The sequence below is a fragment of the Acinetobacter sedimenti genome, assembly GCF_022601685.1.
GTDB classification, from domain to species: Bacteria; Pseudomonadota; Gammaproteobacteria; order Pseudomonadales; family Moraxellaceae; genus Acinetobacter; species Acinetobacter sedimenti.
On sequence record NZ_JAKUML010000016.1, the window covers coordinates 40,337 to 58,017 of the forward strand.

The 17,681-nt window shown below is 41.8% G+C and carries 10 protein-coding genes; 7 read left to right on the forward strand and 3 right to left on the reverse strand.

Annotated elements, in window-relative coordinates; genetic code table 11:
• The 5 genes from MKI79_RS09945 (at position 1) to MKI79_RS09965 (ending at position 9,330) form a co-directional block, all read left to right on the forward strand.
• The gene (locus MKI79_RS09945) at positions 1 to 4,536 is read left to right on the forward strand and encodes a translocation/assembly module TamB domain-containing protein (RefSeq protein WP_241572861.1); all 4,536 of its coding nucleotides are present in this window, start codon (positions 1 to 3) and stop codon (positions 4,534 to 4,536) included.
• 381 nt (positions 4,537 to 4,917) lie between these two features.
• Positions 4,918 to 7,557: a bifunctional aconitate hydratase 2/2-methylisocitrate dehydratase gene (locus MKI79_RS09950; RefSeq protein ID WP_241572869.1), complete on the forward strand. Its 2,640-nt coding sequence runs from the start codon at positions 4,918 to 4,920 to the stop codon at positions 7,555 to 7,557.
• A gap of 138 nt (positions 7,558 to 7,695) precedes the next feature.
• Positions 7,696 to 7,875: a hypothetical protein gene (locus MKI79_RS09955; protein WP_241572871.1), complete on the forward strand. Its 180-nt coding sequence runs from the start codon at positions 7,696 to 7,698 to the stop codon at positions 7,873 to 7,875.
• A 123-nt stretch (positions 7,876 to 7,998) separates the two neighbouring features.
• Positions 7,999 to 8,991 (forward strand): restriction endonuclease, encoded by a 993-nt coding sequence (locus tag MKI79_RS09960; RefSeq protein ID WP_241572874.1) that lies wholly within the window; start codon positions 7,999 to 8,001, stop codon positions 8,989 to 8,991.
• Complete coding sequence (locus tag MKI79_RS09965; protein WP_241572876.1) at positions 8,992 to 9,330, forward strand: hypothetical protein; 339 nt, start codon at positions 8,992 to 8,994, stop codon at positions 9,328 to 9,330.
• 196 nt (positions 9,331 to 9,526) lie between these two features.
• Here MKI79_RS09965 and MKI79_RS09970 read toward each other — a convergent pair whose 3' ends face one another.
• Positions 9,527 to 10,483 (reverse strand): cation diffusion facilitator family transporter, encoded by a 957-nt coding sequence (locus tag MKI79_RS09970; protein ID WP_241572879.1) that lies wholly within the window; start codon positions 10,481 to 10,483, stop codon positions 9,527 to 9,529.
• A 222-nt stretch (positions 10,484 to 10,705) separates the two neighbouring features.
• On the opposite strand from MKI79_RS09970, the gene MKI79_RS09975 reads away from it, so the two are divergent.
• Positions 10,706 to 11,362: an RluA family pseudouridine synthase gene (locus tag MKI79_RS09975; RefSeq protein WP_092615369.1), complete on the forward strand. Its 657-nt coding sequence runs from the start codon at positions 10,706 to 10,708 to the stop codon at positions 11,360 to 11,362.
• Between the two features lie 189 nt (positions 11,363 to 11,551).
• Positions 11,552 to 14,386: an RNA polymerase-associated protein RapA gene (rapA, locus tag MKI79_RS09980; RefSeq protein ID WP_241572881.1), complete on the forward strand. Its 2,835-nt coding sequence runs from the start codon at positions 11,552 to 11,554 to the stop codon at positions 14,384 to 14,386.
• Between the two features lie 131 nt (positions 14,387 to 14,517).
• On the opposite strand, the gene alr is transcribed toward rapA, so the two are convergent.
• Both alr and dnaB read right to left on the reverse strand, forming a co-directional pair.
• Positions 14,518 to 15,600, reverse strand: a complete 1,083-nt coding sequence (gene alr / locus MKI79_RS09985; protein ID WP_241572885.1) for an alanine racemase — start codon at positions 15,598 to 15,600, stop codon at positions 14,518 to 14,520.
• A gap of 44 nt (positions 15,601 to 15,644) precedes the next feature.
• Positions 15,645 to 17,081 carry a replicative DNA helicase gene (dnaB, locus tag MKI79_RS09990; protein ID WP_241572887.1) on the reverse strand — a complete coding sequence of 479 codons (1,437 nt, stop codon included), beginning with the start codon at positions 17,079 to 17,081 and terminating at the stop codon, positions 15,645 to 15,647.
• Positions 17,082 to 17,681 lie beyond the last annotated feature (600 nt).

Genomic DNA, 17,681 nt, shown 5'->3' on the forward strand with positions numbered 1-17,681 from the left:
ATGACTGAGCAACAGCCAGAACAGCCAAAGACAAAACTAAAGATACGTACACATGCTGTGCGTACAGCACGATGGTTGGTGTTTGGTCTATTGGGTTTATTGTTGTTGATCATTGTTGCTTTAGGTCTTTTTGCAAGCTCAGATCGTGGTAGTAAATGGTTACTAGAATTTGTCTTAGATCGTCAGCAAACGATTACTTATCAATATGAAGATGGTAATCTCATCCAAGGGATCATCATTAAAGATATCTTGGTCAAGGTCAAAGATGTTGAGGTCAAAATCAATCGTGCGGATGTACATCTCGGTTGGCGTGCTGTGGTGAAAAAAGAGATTCATCTGATGCACGCCAATATTGATACGGTGCATGTGATTAATCATGCAGCTCCTACAGACAAAGAGTTTGAGTTTAAAGAATTAAAGTTACCTTTTGTACTTCGCATGGATGAAGCGTATATCAAGCAATTGATCTTACAAACTACAACATCTACCACCAAATTTTATAATATTCAACTCAATGAAAGCGAATGGTCCGGTGCGAAGATTCAGTTGGTTAATTCATCTATGGCGATGGATTTTCTCAAAGCAGATAATATCAATGGCTATTTGCAACTTGACGGTAAATATCCACTCAGCCTAAGTGCAGATGCGACGATACCTGCCTTAGAAAATTTAAAAATGAACAAGCTGAAATTGGTTGCTCGTGGCGATGTCGATACGCTCAAAGCAGGTTTTGCAGCTGCAAGCCCTGATGTGATCTCAGGATATATGGTGCTCCATCCTGTACGTAAAAATGTCCCAATGTTTGGCAAAGTCTATTGGTCAAAATATCACTGGCCAGTTGCGCCTGAGCAGGAGCTGTATTCTGAGTTGGGTGAGGTCAACCTAGATGGCGATATCAAAAAGCTTAACATCAATGTCGATACCGATCTGAGCGGTAAACAAATTCCGCAAGGTTACTATCAAGCCAAGATGCACACTGATCTAAAACAACTCAACATCGAAGATTTTGTAGGTTCGCTGATGAGTGGTCAAGTTGAGCTTGCAGGGCTTGTCGGATGGCAAGATGGTGTGAGTTGGGATTTAAATGGTCGCTTAAACGGCATTAATCTAAACGATGAGGTCATCCCTGCCTCGATTCGTGAATTTCTACCACCCGATATGAGTGCCAAATTATCCACAAAAGGAAGCATGAAAAATGCTTCAGACATTGTCGCTATGGTTGATTTTGATCGTTATGAGCGTTGGGATGTAAAGCTTCACCAAAATCCTGCTAAACAAAATGCCAATAATGAAAAAATCGCCCAACCGTGGCAAGTGCAAGTCGCTTGGCAAGATATTGATCGCAAGTTTCCATATATTGGATGGTTGAATAGCCAAGAGGGTGATGTTGATTTAGCACTTTCAGACAAAGGGCAAGATATTCGCTTGGCGACCTTGATTCGTGAACATGAATCATCCAGTCTGCCAGCGGGACAATATGCAAGTACATTAAATTTTGCCAATAATATTTTAAATGTAAAAGACTTTAGCTTGACCCAAGGACAAGGTCAGCTTAGTGGTAAAGCAAAAGTCAATTTACCAACGAAAAAAACACAGCTACGTTGGCAAGCAGATTTGCTTGCAAAACGGTTTAATCCGCAAATGATTAGCCCAAGTGCGCCAGTCAACCGTTTGGACGGTAGCATCCATGCAACAGGCTATGCTGAACCGAATAAACAAGTGATACAGCTTAAAGGTATTGACTTAATCGGACAGCTTCCACAAGGCAATAAAACGCAAACGATAGCGCTGACAGGGCAGTCTACAGCTGTTTTATTAATGCATGATGGCAAGTCACAATCCAAAGAACAATCAGGCTTAAAAGGCTTTGCTGTGCAATATGATGGGTCACTGAATGCGCAAAATTATAGTCAAGGTCCATTAAAAATTAATGTTTCGGGTACGCCGAAGCTCATTAAAATCAATGAACTCTTTCATCAAGGTGCGGCAGGTAAGCTTGATGCAAAAGGCATGGTTAATCTTGAAAATGGTATTGGTTGGGATATTCAGGCTGTATTGGATCAATTCAAACCACAATACTTTGTCGGCAATATATCAGGCAATGTAACGGGTCGGGTAAATACGTCGGGACGATGGTCTGAGCAACAAAAAAATATCTCGGTACAAAACTTAAACCTTCGAGGCAATATCAACAATAAACCTTTGCTTGGGAAAGGTAATCTCAGTGTGAGTTTCGGTGAGAATAATAGTTTTGTCCCGCAGCAATTTGAAGCAAACAATTTGGTGTTGAGTTATGCCAATAATATTTTGCATGCGGCAGGCAATGCACAACGACTTCAACTTAACGTCAATGCACCAAACTTAGATGAACTTTATGCAGGGCTTGGTGGAACAATCAAAGGCTTCTTATCAGTACAAAGTCAGCCAACGATTCAAGCAAAATCGAATCTGATCGCAGAGAATTTGAGTTATTCAGATAAGATCAATGTGGAGAAAGTTTCACTGATCGGGACGTTGCCAACAGGTCAAACTGCTTCGCAATTGATCTTTAATCTACAAGGACTTACTAGTAATAAGCGTCGAATTGATCAGGTCAAAGCAGAACTCGTCGGCACACGACAAGCACACTTGCTCAAGCTTGATGGTAACAATGATAAGTCAAAATTTTATGTGCAAATGGCAGGTGGCTTTAATGCACAAAATGATTGGCTTGGACAAATCCAAAAAGGCGATTTCAATTCACAGCGTGTCCGTTTGACACAAAATCAAAATGCTTCGATTATTTATCGTCAAGCAAAAGGACAAATCACAGTGACAGCGCATTGTTGGATGAGTCAAGGTCGTCAGCAAAGCCAAATTTGTCTTGATCAGCCTTTGATTGCAAGCAAAGCACAAGGTGTTATCTCCGCAAAAATGCAGAACCTCGAACTAGCCGACTTTCAAGCATTCATGCCTTCAGGTCTAGCTCTTGACGGTCAGCTCAATGGCTATACGCATGTATCTTGGCGTGAAGGTCAGCCAATGAATGTGGATGCTCAGCTTGTGACACGTCAGGGGCATATTGGGCTTTCTAATGAGGAAGGTATCCCACCAACCTTGATTGAATATCGAGAAGTACGTTTGAGTGCAAAAACTCAAGCTCAGGCATTGGCACTGAAGCTCAATGCAGACTCGCCACTACTTGGAACAGGTTATGTGGATGTCTTAGTGGGAACACAAGGTGAAAATAAATCTGTGTCTGGGCAGGTTGCACTTGATCAAGTAAAACTGAATCTATTTAAGCCATTTATTGCCGATGTTCGTGAGTTAGATGGTACTTTATCTGCTGCAGGACGATTGTCGGGTACATTACAGCAACCAAGCTTTAATGGAGAAGTACGCTTAAAAGATGGCAAGATTGCGATGATTAGTGTGCCGTTAAATTTGCAAAATATTCAACTTGCCACATCGATTCGTGATACGGGAGCTACTCTAGAGGGTGCATTTAATGCAGGAAAAGGTGTAGGGAAAATTACAGGCCTTGCCACATGGGCTGGTTCACCTCGAATACAGTTGAATATTAGTGGTCAAGAATTACTGGTTGCGCAACCGCCGATGATTAGTGCTTCAGTTTCTCCAAATATTGATATTGAAATTAGACCTACACAGCATTTGCTAGTCGTTAATGGAGAGATTAAGGTACCTCGTGCAGTTATTTCTATGCCAGAAGGTAGTGCGAATGTTGTTGGGACTTCGAGTGATGTGCGTGTAGTGCGTAGCAACGAAGATCAATTGGCAATCTTAAAATCGACACGTCCGTGGCGTATCAATGCTGATGTTGCACTGAACTTAGGTGATGCAGTCATATTCAGAGGCTTTAATAGTACAATTCCCCTCGTTGGTCGAATTAATCTACGTCAGCGAGGGACTCAGATTGCATTGCAAGCCAATGGTGCAATCGGCGTAAGCCGTCAGGTGACGATTGAAGCTTATGGTCAACGCTTAGAGCTAAATCGAGCCATTGCTCGTTTTGGTGGAGAACTTGCCAATCCAGGTCTTGATATTGATGCCAGTAAAGATATTCAAAATAGCACGATTGGCGTACGTATCACTGGTCAAGCCTCTAGTCCAAATATTCAGATTTATAATGATGCAGGACTGACAGAGCAAGAGGCACTCAATGCCTTGCTTACTGGGCGGATTAGCTCGGGTGCTGGCTCAGTCAACAACACCGAAGGCTTTAAGTCTGATGTTAATAACACCCTTGCAGCAGCAGGGATTAGCATGGGGCTTGGTGGTACACGTGCCTTGACCAATCAGATTGGACGTAGCTTTGGTTTGAGTGGTTTAGCACTTGATGCACAGGGTTCAGGTAATGATACTCAAGTGAGTGTGACAGGATATATTACGCCTGATCTCTATCTGCGTTATGGTGTCGGTATCTTTACGCCAGTCAATACTTTGACCTTGCGTTATCAAGTCAACCGTCGTTTGTATTTGGAAGCAACTTCATCGCTAGAGCGTGCGATTGACGTGTTCTATAACTGGAAATTTTAGGAAATAGTTCGAACCTGTGATACTCAATCACAGGTTTAAATTTAAAGACTAAAGAAAATTTAAGCTTTCCAAATGCAGAGTGAACACATTTTGATACAAGGTATCGCTAAAGGTCGTAATTCATTATTTGTCGCATTTTGGCAAAATGAATTTGAGGAAGTTGCCTAGAATTTGCCAGTAGAAAAGGATGTCAGAGATCACAAATAGTACAGATTGGTGCATGGTATTTTCTTAAAAAATAATCGTCATCAAGTTTTGTGCACAATGATTGCATTAACTTTTATCGTCAAATTTAGTACAATTTGTCCGTCCGTATTATTTGCAAGGACGCCTTAAGGCACCTTAAACGCAAATAATTTTTTAAATAAGAGGAATAACACCGTGCTAGAAGCTTACCGCCAACACGTAGAAGAACGTGCCGCACTCGGAATCCCACCGAAGCCGCTTGACGACGCTCAAACAGCTGACTTGGTTGAATTGTTAAAAAATCCACCAGCGGGTGAAGAAGAGTATATCGTTGATTTGCTTGAAAACCGTGTTCCTGCAGGTGTTGACCAAGCTGCTTATGTCAAAGCCGCTTTCTTGGCAGCGCTTGCAAAAGGCGAAGCAACTTCACCTTTAGTAGACAAAAAACGTGCTGTATATCTACTTGGCACGATGCTCGGTGGTTATAACGTAGCGCCATTGGTTGAGCTTCTTGATGATGCAGAGCTTGCAGAACTTGCAGCTGAAGCGTTGAAAAAAACTTTGCTTGTATTTGATGCATTCCATGACGTTGCTGACAAAGCGAAAGCAGGTAATGCGAATGCAAAAGCAGTTGTTCAATCTTGGGCAGATGCAGAATGGTTTACGAGCCGTGAAGACGTTGCTGATGAAATTACATTCACAGTATTCAAAGTGACTGGCGAAACTAATACTGACGACTTGTCACCTGCACAAGACGCTTGGAGTCGCCCAGACATCCCATTACATGCCAATGCAATGCTGAAAAACGAGCGTGACGGCATCAAACCTGAACAACCAGGTGAAGTTGGTCCACTCAACCAAATCAAAGAATTAATCGCAAAAGGCAATCCAGTTGCCTACGTAGGTGACGTTGTTGGTACAGGTTCTTCTCGTAAATCTGCAACCAACTCTGTATTGTGGTTCTTCGGTGATGACATTCCGCACATTCCAAACAAAAAAGATGGTGGTTTGTGTCTAGGTGGCAAGATCGCACCGATTTTCTTCAACACGATGGAAGATGCAGGCGCATTGCCAATCGAGATTGATGTGAACGACATGAACATGGGCGACGAAGTGACCCTAAAAGTGAACAAAGACACAGCAACTGTGACTGCGTTCAAAAACGGTGCGCAAATCGCTGAATCTCAATTGAAAACCCCTGTACTTCTAGATGAAGTACGTGCAGGTGGTCGTATCAACTTGATCATCGGTCGTGGTTTGACCAATAAAGCACGTGAAGCATTGGGTCTTGAACCATCTACATTGTTCCGTACTCCAGTTCAACCATCTGACTCTGGCAAAGGCTTCTCTCTAGCTCAGAAAATGGTTGGTCGTGCATGCGGTCTTCCAGAAGGTCAAGGCGTTCGCCCAGGCACTTACTGTGAGCCGAAGATGACGACTGTGGGCTCGCAAGATACCACTGGTCCAATGACACGTGATGAATTGAAAGATTTGGCATGTTTGGGCTTCTCAGCGGATCTCGTGATGCAATCTTTCTGTCACACAGCTGCGTATCCAAAGCCAGTCGACGTAGAAATGCAACACAGCTTGCCTGACTTCATCATGAACCGTGGCGGTGTATCGCTACGTCCAGGTGATGGTATTATTCACTCTTGGTTAAACCGTATGTTGTTGCCTGATACCGTTGGTACTGGTGGTGACTCACATACACGTTTCCCAATCGGTATTTCTTTCCCTGCGGGTTCTGGTCTAGTTGCATTCGCTGCAGCAACAGGTGTAATGCCACTCGATATGCCTGAATCTGTACTGGTGAAGTTCAAAGGTAAAATGCAACCGGGCATCACACTACGTGACCTCGTGCATGCGATTCCTTACTATGCGATCAAAGAAGGCGACTTGACCGTAGAGAAGAAAGGTAAGAAAAATATCTTCTCTGGTCGTATCCTTGAGATCGACTTAACTGAAATGGAAACAGACCTGACTGCTGAACAAGCATTCGAATTGTCTGATGCCTCTGCTGAGCGTTCTGCTGCAGGCTGTGCGATCACATTGTCAGAAGAGAAAGTCGCTGAATACCTACGTTCTAACATCACTATGCTCAAGTGGATGATTTCACAAGGTTATGGCGATGCACGTACTATGGCGCGTCGTATCGAAAACATGGAGAAATGGTTGGCGAATCCTGAATTGCTCAAGGCTGATGCAGACGCTGAATATACCAAAGTCTATGAAATCGACCTTGCCGACATCAAAGAGCCAGTGCTTTGCTGCCCGAACGATCCAGATGATGCAAAATTGCTTTCTGAAGTACAAGGCGACAAGATTGATGAAGTATTCATCGGTTCTTGTATGACTAACATCGGTCACTTCCGTGCCGCGGGTAAATTGCTTGAGAAAGTACCTGCTGGCTCACTTGCTACGCAACTTTGGATCGCTCCGCCGACACGTATGGACGAAGCACAGTTGATGGAAGAAGGTTTCTTCAATACGTATGGTCGTGCAGGTGCGCGTACAGAGATGCCAGGTTGTTCACTATGTATGGGTAACCAAGCACGTGTGAAACCAGGTGCGACTGTCGTATCAACTTCAACGCGTAACTTCCCGAACCGTCTAGGTCAAGGCGCGAATGTATATCTAGCATCTGCTGAGCTTGCATCAGTGGCTGCGGTATTAGGTAAACTGCCTACACCTGAAGAATACAAGCAATATGCGTCGCAAATCGACAGCATGGCGGGTGATATCTATAAGTATCTCAACTTTGATCAAATGGCTGACTACATCAAAGCCGCTGACACTGTAGATACCAAGAAAATCCAAGCAGCTCAATTAACCTAATCTATTGATAAATAGATTGAATTGAGTAAAGATAAGGGCTGATGATTCAGCCCTTATTTTTTGGCAGTAATAAAAATGACAATCTATAATTCATTTTACTATGCTATATTTTGAAGAGATTTAAGAGTGAGAAATGATGTGAATAAGCGCCTTGAAAAATATAATTCTGATGATCGTAAACAGCGATCTGCCATCAAAGCACAGGTGTTAGAGATGCAGTTTAGTGATGATGAAGCGACTAAACGTGTGGTAATGCATAGTGCGAAACGTATCATTCAACAACATAAAGCAGAATTACAAGCGTTGGCATATAAATGAGTCTGATTAATCTGACCTTCGTCGTTGCGGTACACGATGAAATCTTGCGTTGAAAATGAAGAATGTAATTCCAAATGTTAATTTTTCTTAAAAAATATCTACTTTTGTTGAGTTTAAAAAAATATGAGAAAATATTTACTTGTCCGTACCCCACAAAGTTTAGTCAGAGATAATAAAATTGGTATAGGTTGGACAAGTACCGATTTTACAAAGTTCGATAATGCTAAAGAACTTATTCAAACACTAAAGTCGAAGTATCCTAAGTTTGGCAGACGAACTAAACAACTGACAGAGTATTTTAATCTAAAATCAGGTGATATTGTTGTAGTACCTATGACTAAATCTATTCAAATTGCAGAAGTAATTGGTGAAAAGCTATTTGATCCAAATTTTGAGAATGGACATGGAGCGAATCAAATTACGGTTCGTTTTTTTTCGGATAAAAATGGAATTATTAAAGTTCCTCGAGCCGAACTAAAAGAAAACTTTGAAACACGATTAAAATTGCAATTAACAGTAGGAAATCTAGCTTCATTTTCCAATGAAATAGACAACTTAATAGATTCCTTTAAAAATGAAAAAAGTATAAAGATCAGGGATATTTACAATGAAAAAGTTGAGAGTGCAATTGATGAATTTAAAGCAAATTTGTTGTCAGCCTTGAAGAAAGGAGATACTCGAATCAAAGCTGGGGGTAGGGGGCTTGAAGAGTTGGTAAAGCAATTACTGGAGATTGAAGGATACTCTAATGTAAGAATTTTGGGTAAACGCAATGGTGAAGGAAAAGCAGATGTAGATATTCAAGCTCTATCTGAAAATAATCCATTTCTAAAAGATATTTTGGTGCAGGTGAAACATCATAAAGGGAATACGGGCGAGCATGCTTTAGAGCAGTTGATTGCAATTGAAAAAAGTTTAGAATCGGAAATGTATAAGTGGGTTATTACAACGGGGTCTGTTAGTGAAGAGTTTTTAGCTTATGCCGCAACTCATAATATCAATGTGTTAGATGGTGCTAAGTTTGTCGATTGGCTTTATGTGAATCTTGATAAACTTTCCGATAGCACAAAAGCTCAATTGGGGATTATTCAAGTTCCAATATTAGGTTGGGTTTAATTGAAAATCGGTATCTTTTGGTATGACCAAGATCGAGTGATCGGCATAGCGCACAATTTTAATCAGACTGATGCAGATTCGTTGGGTTTAATCGACAGCGATTATAACCATGTGCAGTATTGGGAAAAGTTGCGTGTGGAAAATTCGCACTTAAAATACATCGAATATGAGGAAATTCCACGAGGTCGTGTAATTTTCAATACGAAAAAAGATCAGCCGATGATTTACATGGATTCCAAGTTGTTTAAAACCTCTATTGCGAAGAAAATCGCAATGTTCTTTGAACTTTATTTTAATCAGATTATTTGGAAAAAAGATCCACATTACCGAACAAAGTGACTGCAAGAAATTTTAAACAATAAAAAGCCCTGCATTGGCAGGGCTAGTCGTATACAGATCAAGCCGTATACTGTATGAGGCTCATCTCAAACTAAGCGTATTAAAACATAACTCGCTTTCATTATCCATCGTTTAAAAACCTAGTGCTTCAAAAATCAAGCATTTTAAAAATCAAGCATTTTAAAAATCAAGCATTTTAAAAATCAAGCTCAGCATGCTGATGATTACGAGTTTCCGTCTGTATGGTCACATGCTCAATACCGATCGTTTGCAGTGATTGCTCAACCTCATGGAGTAGGCTTTGGACGTTTTGCATGGTCATCTGATCATCGACCACGATATGACAACTCAAGATATAACGCTTACTCGATAAACTCCAAATATGCAGATCGTGCACATCAAAGATATGATCATTTGCCATGATTTGCGTTTGAATCTCAGCAACATCGAATCGCTCAGGTGTGCCTTGCATAAGCACGTGAGTGGATTGCTTAACTACGCTCCAACCGCTACGCAGTACCAAAAGCGCTACCAACACGCTCGCAACCGTATCCGCCCATTGCCATGCGAAGAAATAAATACACAATGCCGCAATGATTGCGCCAACCGAACCGAGCAAATCACTGAGCACATGCAAAAATGCACCACGCATATTGAGATCGTGTTCGGTATCACTACCTCGAAACATCATCCACGCCACGATGATATTAATCAATAAGCCCAAAGTAGCAATGATCAACATGCCTTGCACATGAATGTCTTCAGGTGTTTGTAACCGTAAAATCGCTTCAACAAAAATATAAATCGAAATCGCCACAAGGGTAATGCCGTTGATGGCTGCGGCTAGGATTTCGAAGCGTTGATAGCCAAAACTTTTACGAGCATTACTGGTTTTTTCACCGAGAAAAACGGCAAAGAGAGCAATACCCAGTGCCACAGAATCACTGAGCATATGTCCTGCATCAGAGATCAGCGCCAAGCTATTAGTCATATAGCCACCGACAAACTCTGCCACCATAAATATGGTGATCAGGATAAAACTGATGGTCAGGATTTTTTTATTATTGGGGATATGGCTATGGTCGTGGTTATGCTTATGATCGTGCTGATCAGTTGCATGGTCGTGTGAATGTTGATGTGAAGAATTAGACATTTTTAATGCAGATATTATCAAACGATTAACTTTGAGCTTAACCATTCACGCCTTGAAGTTCAAGTGCTGTAGATCATTTATACACAACTAATTATTCCGACTCAATGGTTGATTGATTTGACTATATGTTCAAATATTTTTAGATAGATTTGCTTGCGCAGTATCGCCTAAATTACTATCATCTGCACCTGCAAACTTTAATGATCATTAGGTGGAAAGGCGTTGCCGAACTTTTTGCAAGACTGTCTGATTTATCGTGACGACGATGTGATGGTCATCAACAAGCCTGCAGGTCTACTCAGTGTGCCAGGAAAAGGCGAAGCGCTCACTGACAGTGTACAGACACGCCTTTTACAAGAAGAACCAAAAACACTCCTCGTTCATCGTCTTGATCGAGATACTTCGGGCATTTTAGTCTTTGCTTTAAATAAAGCAGCACAGCGTCATATCTCCATTCAATTCCAACAGCGTCAAACGGAAAAAAAATATCACGCCATTGTCGAAGGGCATTTGAGCGTACATTTTGACGATTTTGCCGAGATCAATGTGCCTGTGCGTTATGACGAAGCGCATCCACCGTTGCATATCGCCGATGAATCGCATTCTAAATCTGCGCAAAGTTATTATCAAATTATCGAAAATTTTTATATTCAGGATGTGCCTGTGAGTCGGATTGTCTTAAAACCGATTACAGGACGTTCGCACCAATTACGTGTACACACTCAATATATCGGTCATCCGATAGTTGGCGATACGCTATATGCCACAACACAAGGGCAATCGCTTGCTAAGCGCCTTTGTTTGCATGCGGCGGAGCTAAGTTTTGTACATCCTGTTACAGGGCAAACATTGAACTTTGTTTGCCAAACTCCATTTTAGACTTTTATGATGGTTTTCTAATCGGTTAAAATGCAAACAAAATAGTAATCTGTCATGATGAAGCATGAATGGTAATTTTCAAAAAGCATGGACTGCATTGTCATACTTTTTGCTTATTCATTCTGGAAAATATGTGTTGGATTGGTTTGAATTTTAACTCGATAAAATGCATTCAACTTTTTGATTAAGGTGAAAAACTTGCAACAATTTGCGATCGGACAACGTTGGCTTTCAGATACGGAATCAGAGCTTGGACTGGGCGTACTCATTGATGTCGATGAGCGAGCAATCAGTATTCTGTTCCCAAAAAGTGATGAAACACGGGTCTATGCACGAAGCAATGCACCTTTATCACGCATTGTGTTCAATATTGGCGATATGATCCAAGATCAAGAAGGATTTGAATGGCAAGTGCTGTCAGTTGAAGATCGTGGTGGCGTGATGAAGTATCATGCCAAGCGTAACGATGAGAACGGTGATGAAGTCATCAAAGACCTCAATGAAACTCGACTAGGTGCGCACATCCAATTGTCAAAGCCATTAGAGCGCATGCTTGCCAGTCAGGTCGATTATAAAGAATGGTACGACCTGCGTATCCAAGCTTTGTTGATGCAAGCGAACATGAAACGTAGCCCGCTACGTGGTTTACTCGGTGCGCGTGTCGGTTTGATTCCGCATCAGCTGTATATTGCCAACGAAGTCGGGACACGACTTGCGCCACGTGTTTTGCTAGCCGATGAAGTCGGTTTGGGTAAAACCATTGAAGCAGGTTTGATTATCCATCAACAATTGAAAACTGGTCGTAGTGAACGTGTGCTGATTTTGGTGCCTGACTCGTTGCAATATCAATGGATGATTGAAATGCGTCGTCGTTTCAATTTGCCATTTTCGATTTTTGACCTGACACGTACTGCATCAATCAAAGAGCATGATCCTGAGCTGAATCCGTTTAGCACCGAGCAGCGTATTATTGCCAGTATTGATTTAATGCTTGATCATCCTGATTTGCATGAACAAGCCATTGAAGCAGGTTTTGACCTATTGGTGGTCGATGAAGCGCATCATTTGATTTGGTCTGAGCAAGAAGGTGGCAATGATCGCTACGATTTGGTTGAAGATTTCGCCAATAAAACTGCGGGTGTGCTGTTATTAACAGCAACACCTGAACAGCTTGGCGTAGAAAGTCATTTTGCTCGCTTGCGTTTGCTCGATCCACAGCGTTTTAACGATCTTGATCGCTTCTTGGCAGAAGAAGAACAATATCAACAAACCGCTAAAATCGCCGAAGTGTTGATGTCAGATATGCCTTTAGAAGAAGGGCAATTGGCTTCACTCGAACAATTATTAGGTCATCCAATCCAAGATGAGCCTGAACTACGCAATCGTGCCATTCATGAGTTGCTTGATCGTCATGGTACAGGGCGGATTTTGTTCCGTAATACTCGTGAAGCGATTCAAGGTTTTCCTGGGCGTGATTGTTTGCCTGTGCCGTTGCCACGTCCTGAAAATTGGCAAACCGAAGGCAAACTGCGTGAGCAAATGTGGCCAGAAGAATTACAGATTGATGGCGCATGGATGGAACATGATCCACGTGTGTCATGGTTGATGAATGCTCTACGTCATGAGTTAAAGCATAAAAAAGTATTATTAATTGCCCGTAGTGGTCCTGTGGTCGAGTCACTAGAAAGTGCATTGCGTATCCATGCAGGCATTCGCACCGCAATGTTCCATGAAGGCATGAGCTTATTAGAACGTGACCAAGCGGCAGCGTACTTTGCCGAAGACAGCTACGGCGCACAGATTCTGCTGTGTTCTGAAATTGGTTCGGAAGGACGAAATTTCCAATTCGCCAGTGATTTGGTGTTGTTTGATTTACCTGCCAATCCTGATGTGTTGGAACAGCGTATTGGTCGTCTTGATCGTATAGGTCAGGAAAATCGCATTCAAATCCATGTGCCATATATCGAAGGCACAGCGCAAGAGCGCATGTTCCGTTGGTATAACGAAGGGCTGAATATTTTTAGTCAGATTTCTCCGACAGCGCAGACTTTGCAAGAAAACTTTATTGTTGAGCTCAAAGAAAACTTATTGGCGGATACACCTGAATTCGAACCACTGCTTGAACAAGTCAATGAGCAACGTCTACAGCTTGAAGCGGCCATGCAAGAAGGGCGAGATCGTTTGCTGGAATATAACTCGTGTCGTCCGCAAGTGGCAAAACGTATTGTTAAAGCACTTGAAGATTATGAAGATAATTCACTTGTGCCTGACTTTATCAAACGCTTTATGTCGGCGACCAATATCGACTTTGATGAGCAAAGTAACGGGACAGTGATCATTCGCCCGACTGATCAGATGCAAGTGCAAGGTTTGCAACTTGAAGAAGATGGCATGACTGTGACGTTCTATCGTGATCAAGCGCAGACTCGTGAAGATAGTCAGTTCTTAACACTTGAGCATCCTTTTGTGGAAAGTGTCATGGAGCTGATCAACACCCAATCTTTTGGTAGCACCAATGTTGCTTTACTGAAAAGCAATGCAATCAAAGCAGGCACCATGTTGGTGGAGATGTGGTTTAAAGTCGATGTGATTGCACCAAAAGTACTGAATCTCGGTGCAAGTCTACCAAAACAATTGATCCGTGTCTTGCTCACTGAGAACGGTCAAGATTTGTCAGAAAAAATTGCATCACATATCTTGCAACCTTATACGCAACATCTTGATGGCAATAATGCACGCCAAGTGATCAAAGCTCGACGTGAAGTGATTGAAGCACGTTATGCGCAAGCGCTAGATATGGTCAAAGCGCAATTGCCACAGATTCAAGAAGGTGCACAGCAACATTATGAGAAGCGTTGGCAAAAGGAAATTGACCGCTTGAATTATCTCAAACAGCATAATCCAAGCATTCGCCAAGATGAAGTAGATCGCTTGGTGAAGCATCAACAAGAAGGTTTGGGCTTACTGAAACAGCTCAGCATTTCTCCTGAAGCGATCCGTGTTTTGGTGTCGGTGAATCCTTAATCGGTGATAAAATTAAGTGAAAACAAAAAACGCATTCAACTTGAATGCGTTTTTTGTGATCAGTGTCTGAAATCTAAAATCTAAACTTTGAGCAACTATAGTCAAAGAAATTAAGTGTTCTGACTTTATCTTCAGTCTTCAACAATCACTTCAGGACGTTTAGTCAATCGGCACAGTAACTCATAACCAATTGATTGATTGCACTGTGCAACCTCATCAATAGATTGTGTATCTCCCCATAGTTCTACGATATCGCCTAATTTTACTTGATTTTCAATACTGCTCACATCAACTGTGATCATATCCATACTGACACGACCTACTACAGGTACTTTTTGACCTGCAATAGCGACGAAGTTTTGCGCAAATAAAGAACGTGGATAGCCATCACCGTAGCCAATAGATACTACAGCAATGGTTATATCGCGTTCAGACGTAAAGCTAGAGCCATAGCCAACATGTTCGCCAATCTTAATTGGATTGATCGCAATGATTTGTGCTTCAAACTGCATCACCACTTCAAGACCTAAAGATGAAGCCGTGCGATCAAAGAACGGGGAAGCGCCATACAGCATAATTCCGGGACGGACATAATCAAAATGCAAATCAGCCCAATTAAAAATCGCCGCAGAGTTACAGCAAGATACTTCGATCGGTTCACATGCTTGTTTGATGGATAAAAGTTGGTCAATTTGCGCTTGGTTCATTGGGTGGTCAGGGACATCCGCATTGGCAAAGTGCATTGCAAGTACGCAGTGAAAGCCTTCATTTTTTAAGTGCTGAATCACTTCAATAATTTGATCGGCTTTAAAGCCAAGACGATTCATGCCACTGTTGAGTTTGACCCAAACTTTTAAGCCTGCATTTTTATAATTGTCTTTATGCTCAAGTAGCCAATCTAGTTGTTGCTGATGATGAATGACGCATTCAAATTTTTGTTGAATCGCAATCGACATTTCTTCAGCTTCAAATACACCTTCAATCAATGTAATTGGTTTGTCATTACCAAGAGTGCGAATTTCTAGTGCTTCAGCAAGGCTTGCAACACCGAAAGCATCTGTATTTGAAAATGCCTCAACCGCATGTTGTACACCAATACCATAAGCATTGGCTTTCACCATGCTGATCACCTTGCTGTTTGGTGCAAGGTGTCGAACGCGTTGCAGATTGTGTTGTAGCGCAGATTTGCGGATACGAATAACAGCGTGACGCACTATAACTTCCTTAAAACCGTAATGACACTAAGAGGGTGATGACTTTATTCATCATCTTGGAATTGATTGTAGAACTCTGGAGAAAGGTTACTAAAACGGGTGTATTGACCTTCGAACGCGAGGCGTACTGTACCAATCGGGCCGTTACGTTGTTTACCAATGATGATTTCAGCAGTACCTGCTTCTTTCGATTCTTTATTATAAACCTCGTCACGGTAAATAAACATAATCAAATCGGCATCTTGCTCGATCGCACCAGATTCACGCAAATCTGACATCACAGGGCGTTTGTTTGGACGATTCTCAAGACTACGGTTGAGCTGTGAAAGGGCAATCACAGGGCAATTCATTTCTTTGGCAAGCGCCTTTAGGCTTCGAGAAATTTCTGAAATCTCACCAACACGGTTATCACCCATACCTGGTACTTTCATGAGCTGTAGATAATCGACCATGATACAGCCGAGTTTACCATGTTGCTTGGCGATACGACGTGCACGTGAACGTAGTTCTGTCGGTGGAAGTGCTGACGAATCATCAATATATAGATGCTTTTGCTGAAGGTGAACCATACTGCTGGTCACTTTCGACCACTCATCTGCATCGAGATTACCCGACCGCAAATGCCCTTGATTAACTCGTCCAAATGCGGAAATTAAACGCATGGCAATCGAATCCGCAGGCATTTCCATTGAGAAAACTAATGCAGGCAGGTCGCAGTTAAACAGTACACTTTCCACTAAGTTCATGGCAAAAGTCGTTTTACCCATCGACGGACGAGCTGCCACAATGATGAGATCACCAGATTGCATACCATAAGTTTTATTATCGAGCTCTAAGAAACCTGTGGTCAAACCAGTGATATTGCCTTCAAGCTTGGAAAGTTCATCGAGTTTGGTCACGACTTTTGCCGTGACATCGCTGATAGATTGTGGTCCTGACTGGCTTTGACGGTTATTATATTGTTCTGCAAGTGAGAAGATATTGGTTTCTGCACGATCAAGAATATCACGGACACTTTGACCTTTTGGATCATAAGCTGTACGTAGGATTTCATTGCCGACGGATATCATATTGCGCAAAGTTGCTGTTTCTTTCACTTTTTCTGCGTAGGCAGGTAAATTGAAAAGTGATGGTGGGGATTCGGCAAGCAATTGCATCAGATAGGCTTCACCGCCAGCATCCTCTAGCATGTGTTGATTGGTCAGCCAATCATTAACCATTACTGCATCATAAGGTTGATTTGAATCTGCAAGATTTTTAATCGCTCGAAAAATATGGCGGTGACGTGTCGCATAAAATTCATTCTCAAGCAAAATATCAGCAACACTTTCCCAAGATTCGGCAACTGTCATTAACGCAGCGAGTACAGCTTGCTCCATCGTCAGGTTGTGCGGTGGTGTGCGAAGATTCGGGTTGTTTTCCGAGAGTTCGGTACTGCTCGATTTCTTCGTTTTTTTTGCGGTGGAATCCGTTGCTACCATATTGCCATATGCCTATTGCATGAAATTAAACGATCAAAAAAGTAGTTTGGAGATTTTGTCTGACTACAGATTTAGCGATAAATTCTAGCACTAAAGTGGGTTGATGGGGCAGGCATGATGGATAAAATTGATAGCAGATCCATATAATTTTTTAGAGCGTGCGAAGGTTAAGCTATAAATCTCTATAATTGTAAGTGAATTTAAACACACTTAGCAGTCTTCTTAATTTGTGAAATTTTGACCTGTGGCTTGATTTTGTTTTTATTCTTAGATTAGCAATTGAAGTTCACTGATGTGAGTCTATTTTCCCGTACACTTTCACTTGGGAGATTCTAGGCAGCGAAGCTATAAAAGTCTTCTGTCATTTGGTTTGGTGTTTTAAAATCTAACCCCTTTTGAATCCGTCGTTGATTATAGAATAAGGGTCTAGATAACTTTAGAGTGGATTCTCTCTTAATTCTTTGAGTAGTTTAGCATAGAGGTTTGAATAGCCACCGATTTTGTAGACACCTTTTAGTTAGATATGGACTGCCACCACTCTCCTAGACAAATATGGTCTATTCTTTTTGCATAGGAGAAAACATTATGAGTGGACAACGT

Excerpts from the sequence above, each read along its gene's own strand:
- MKI79_RS09945 (WP_241572861.1), top strand. The coding sequence starts at position 1 with ATGACTGAGCAACAGCCAGAACAGCCAAAGACAAAACTAAAGATACGT.
- MKI79_RS09960 (WP_241572874.1), top strand. The coding sequence starts at position 7,999 with ATGAGAAAATATTTACTTGTCCGTACCCCACAAAGTTTAGTCAGAGAT.
- MKI79_RS09970 (WP_241572879.1), bottom strand. The coding sequence starts at position 10,483 with ATGTCTAATTCTTCACATCAACATTCACACGACCATGCAACTGATCAG.
- dnaB (WP_241572887.1), bottom strand. The coding sequence starts at position 17,081 with ATGGTAGCAACGGATTCCACCGCAAAAAAAACGAAGAAATCGAGCAGT.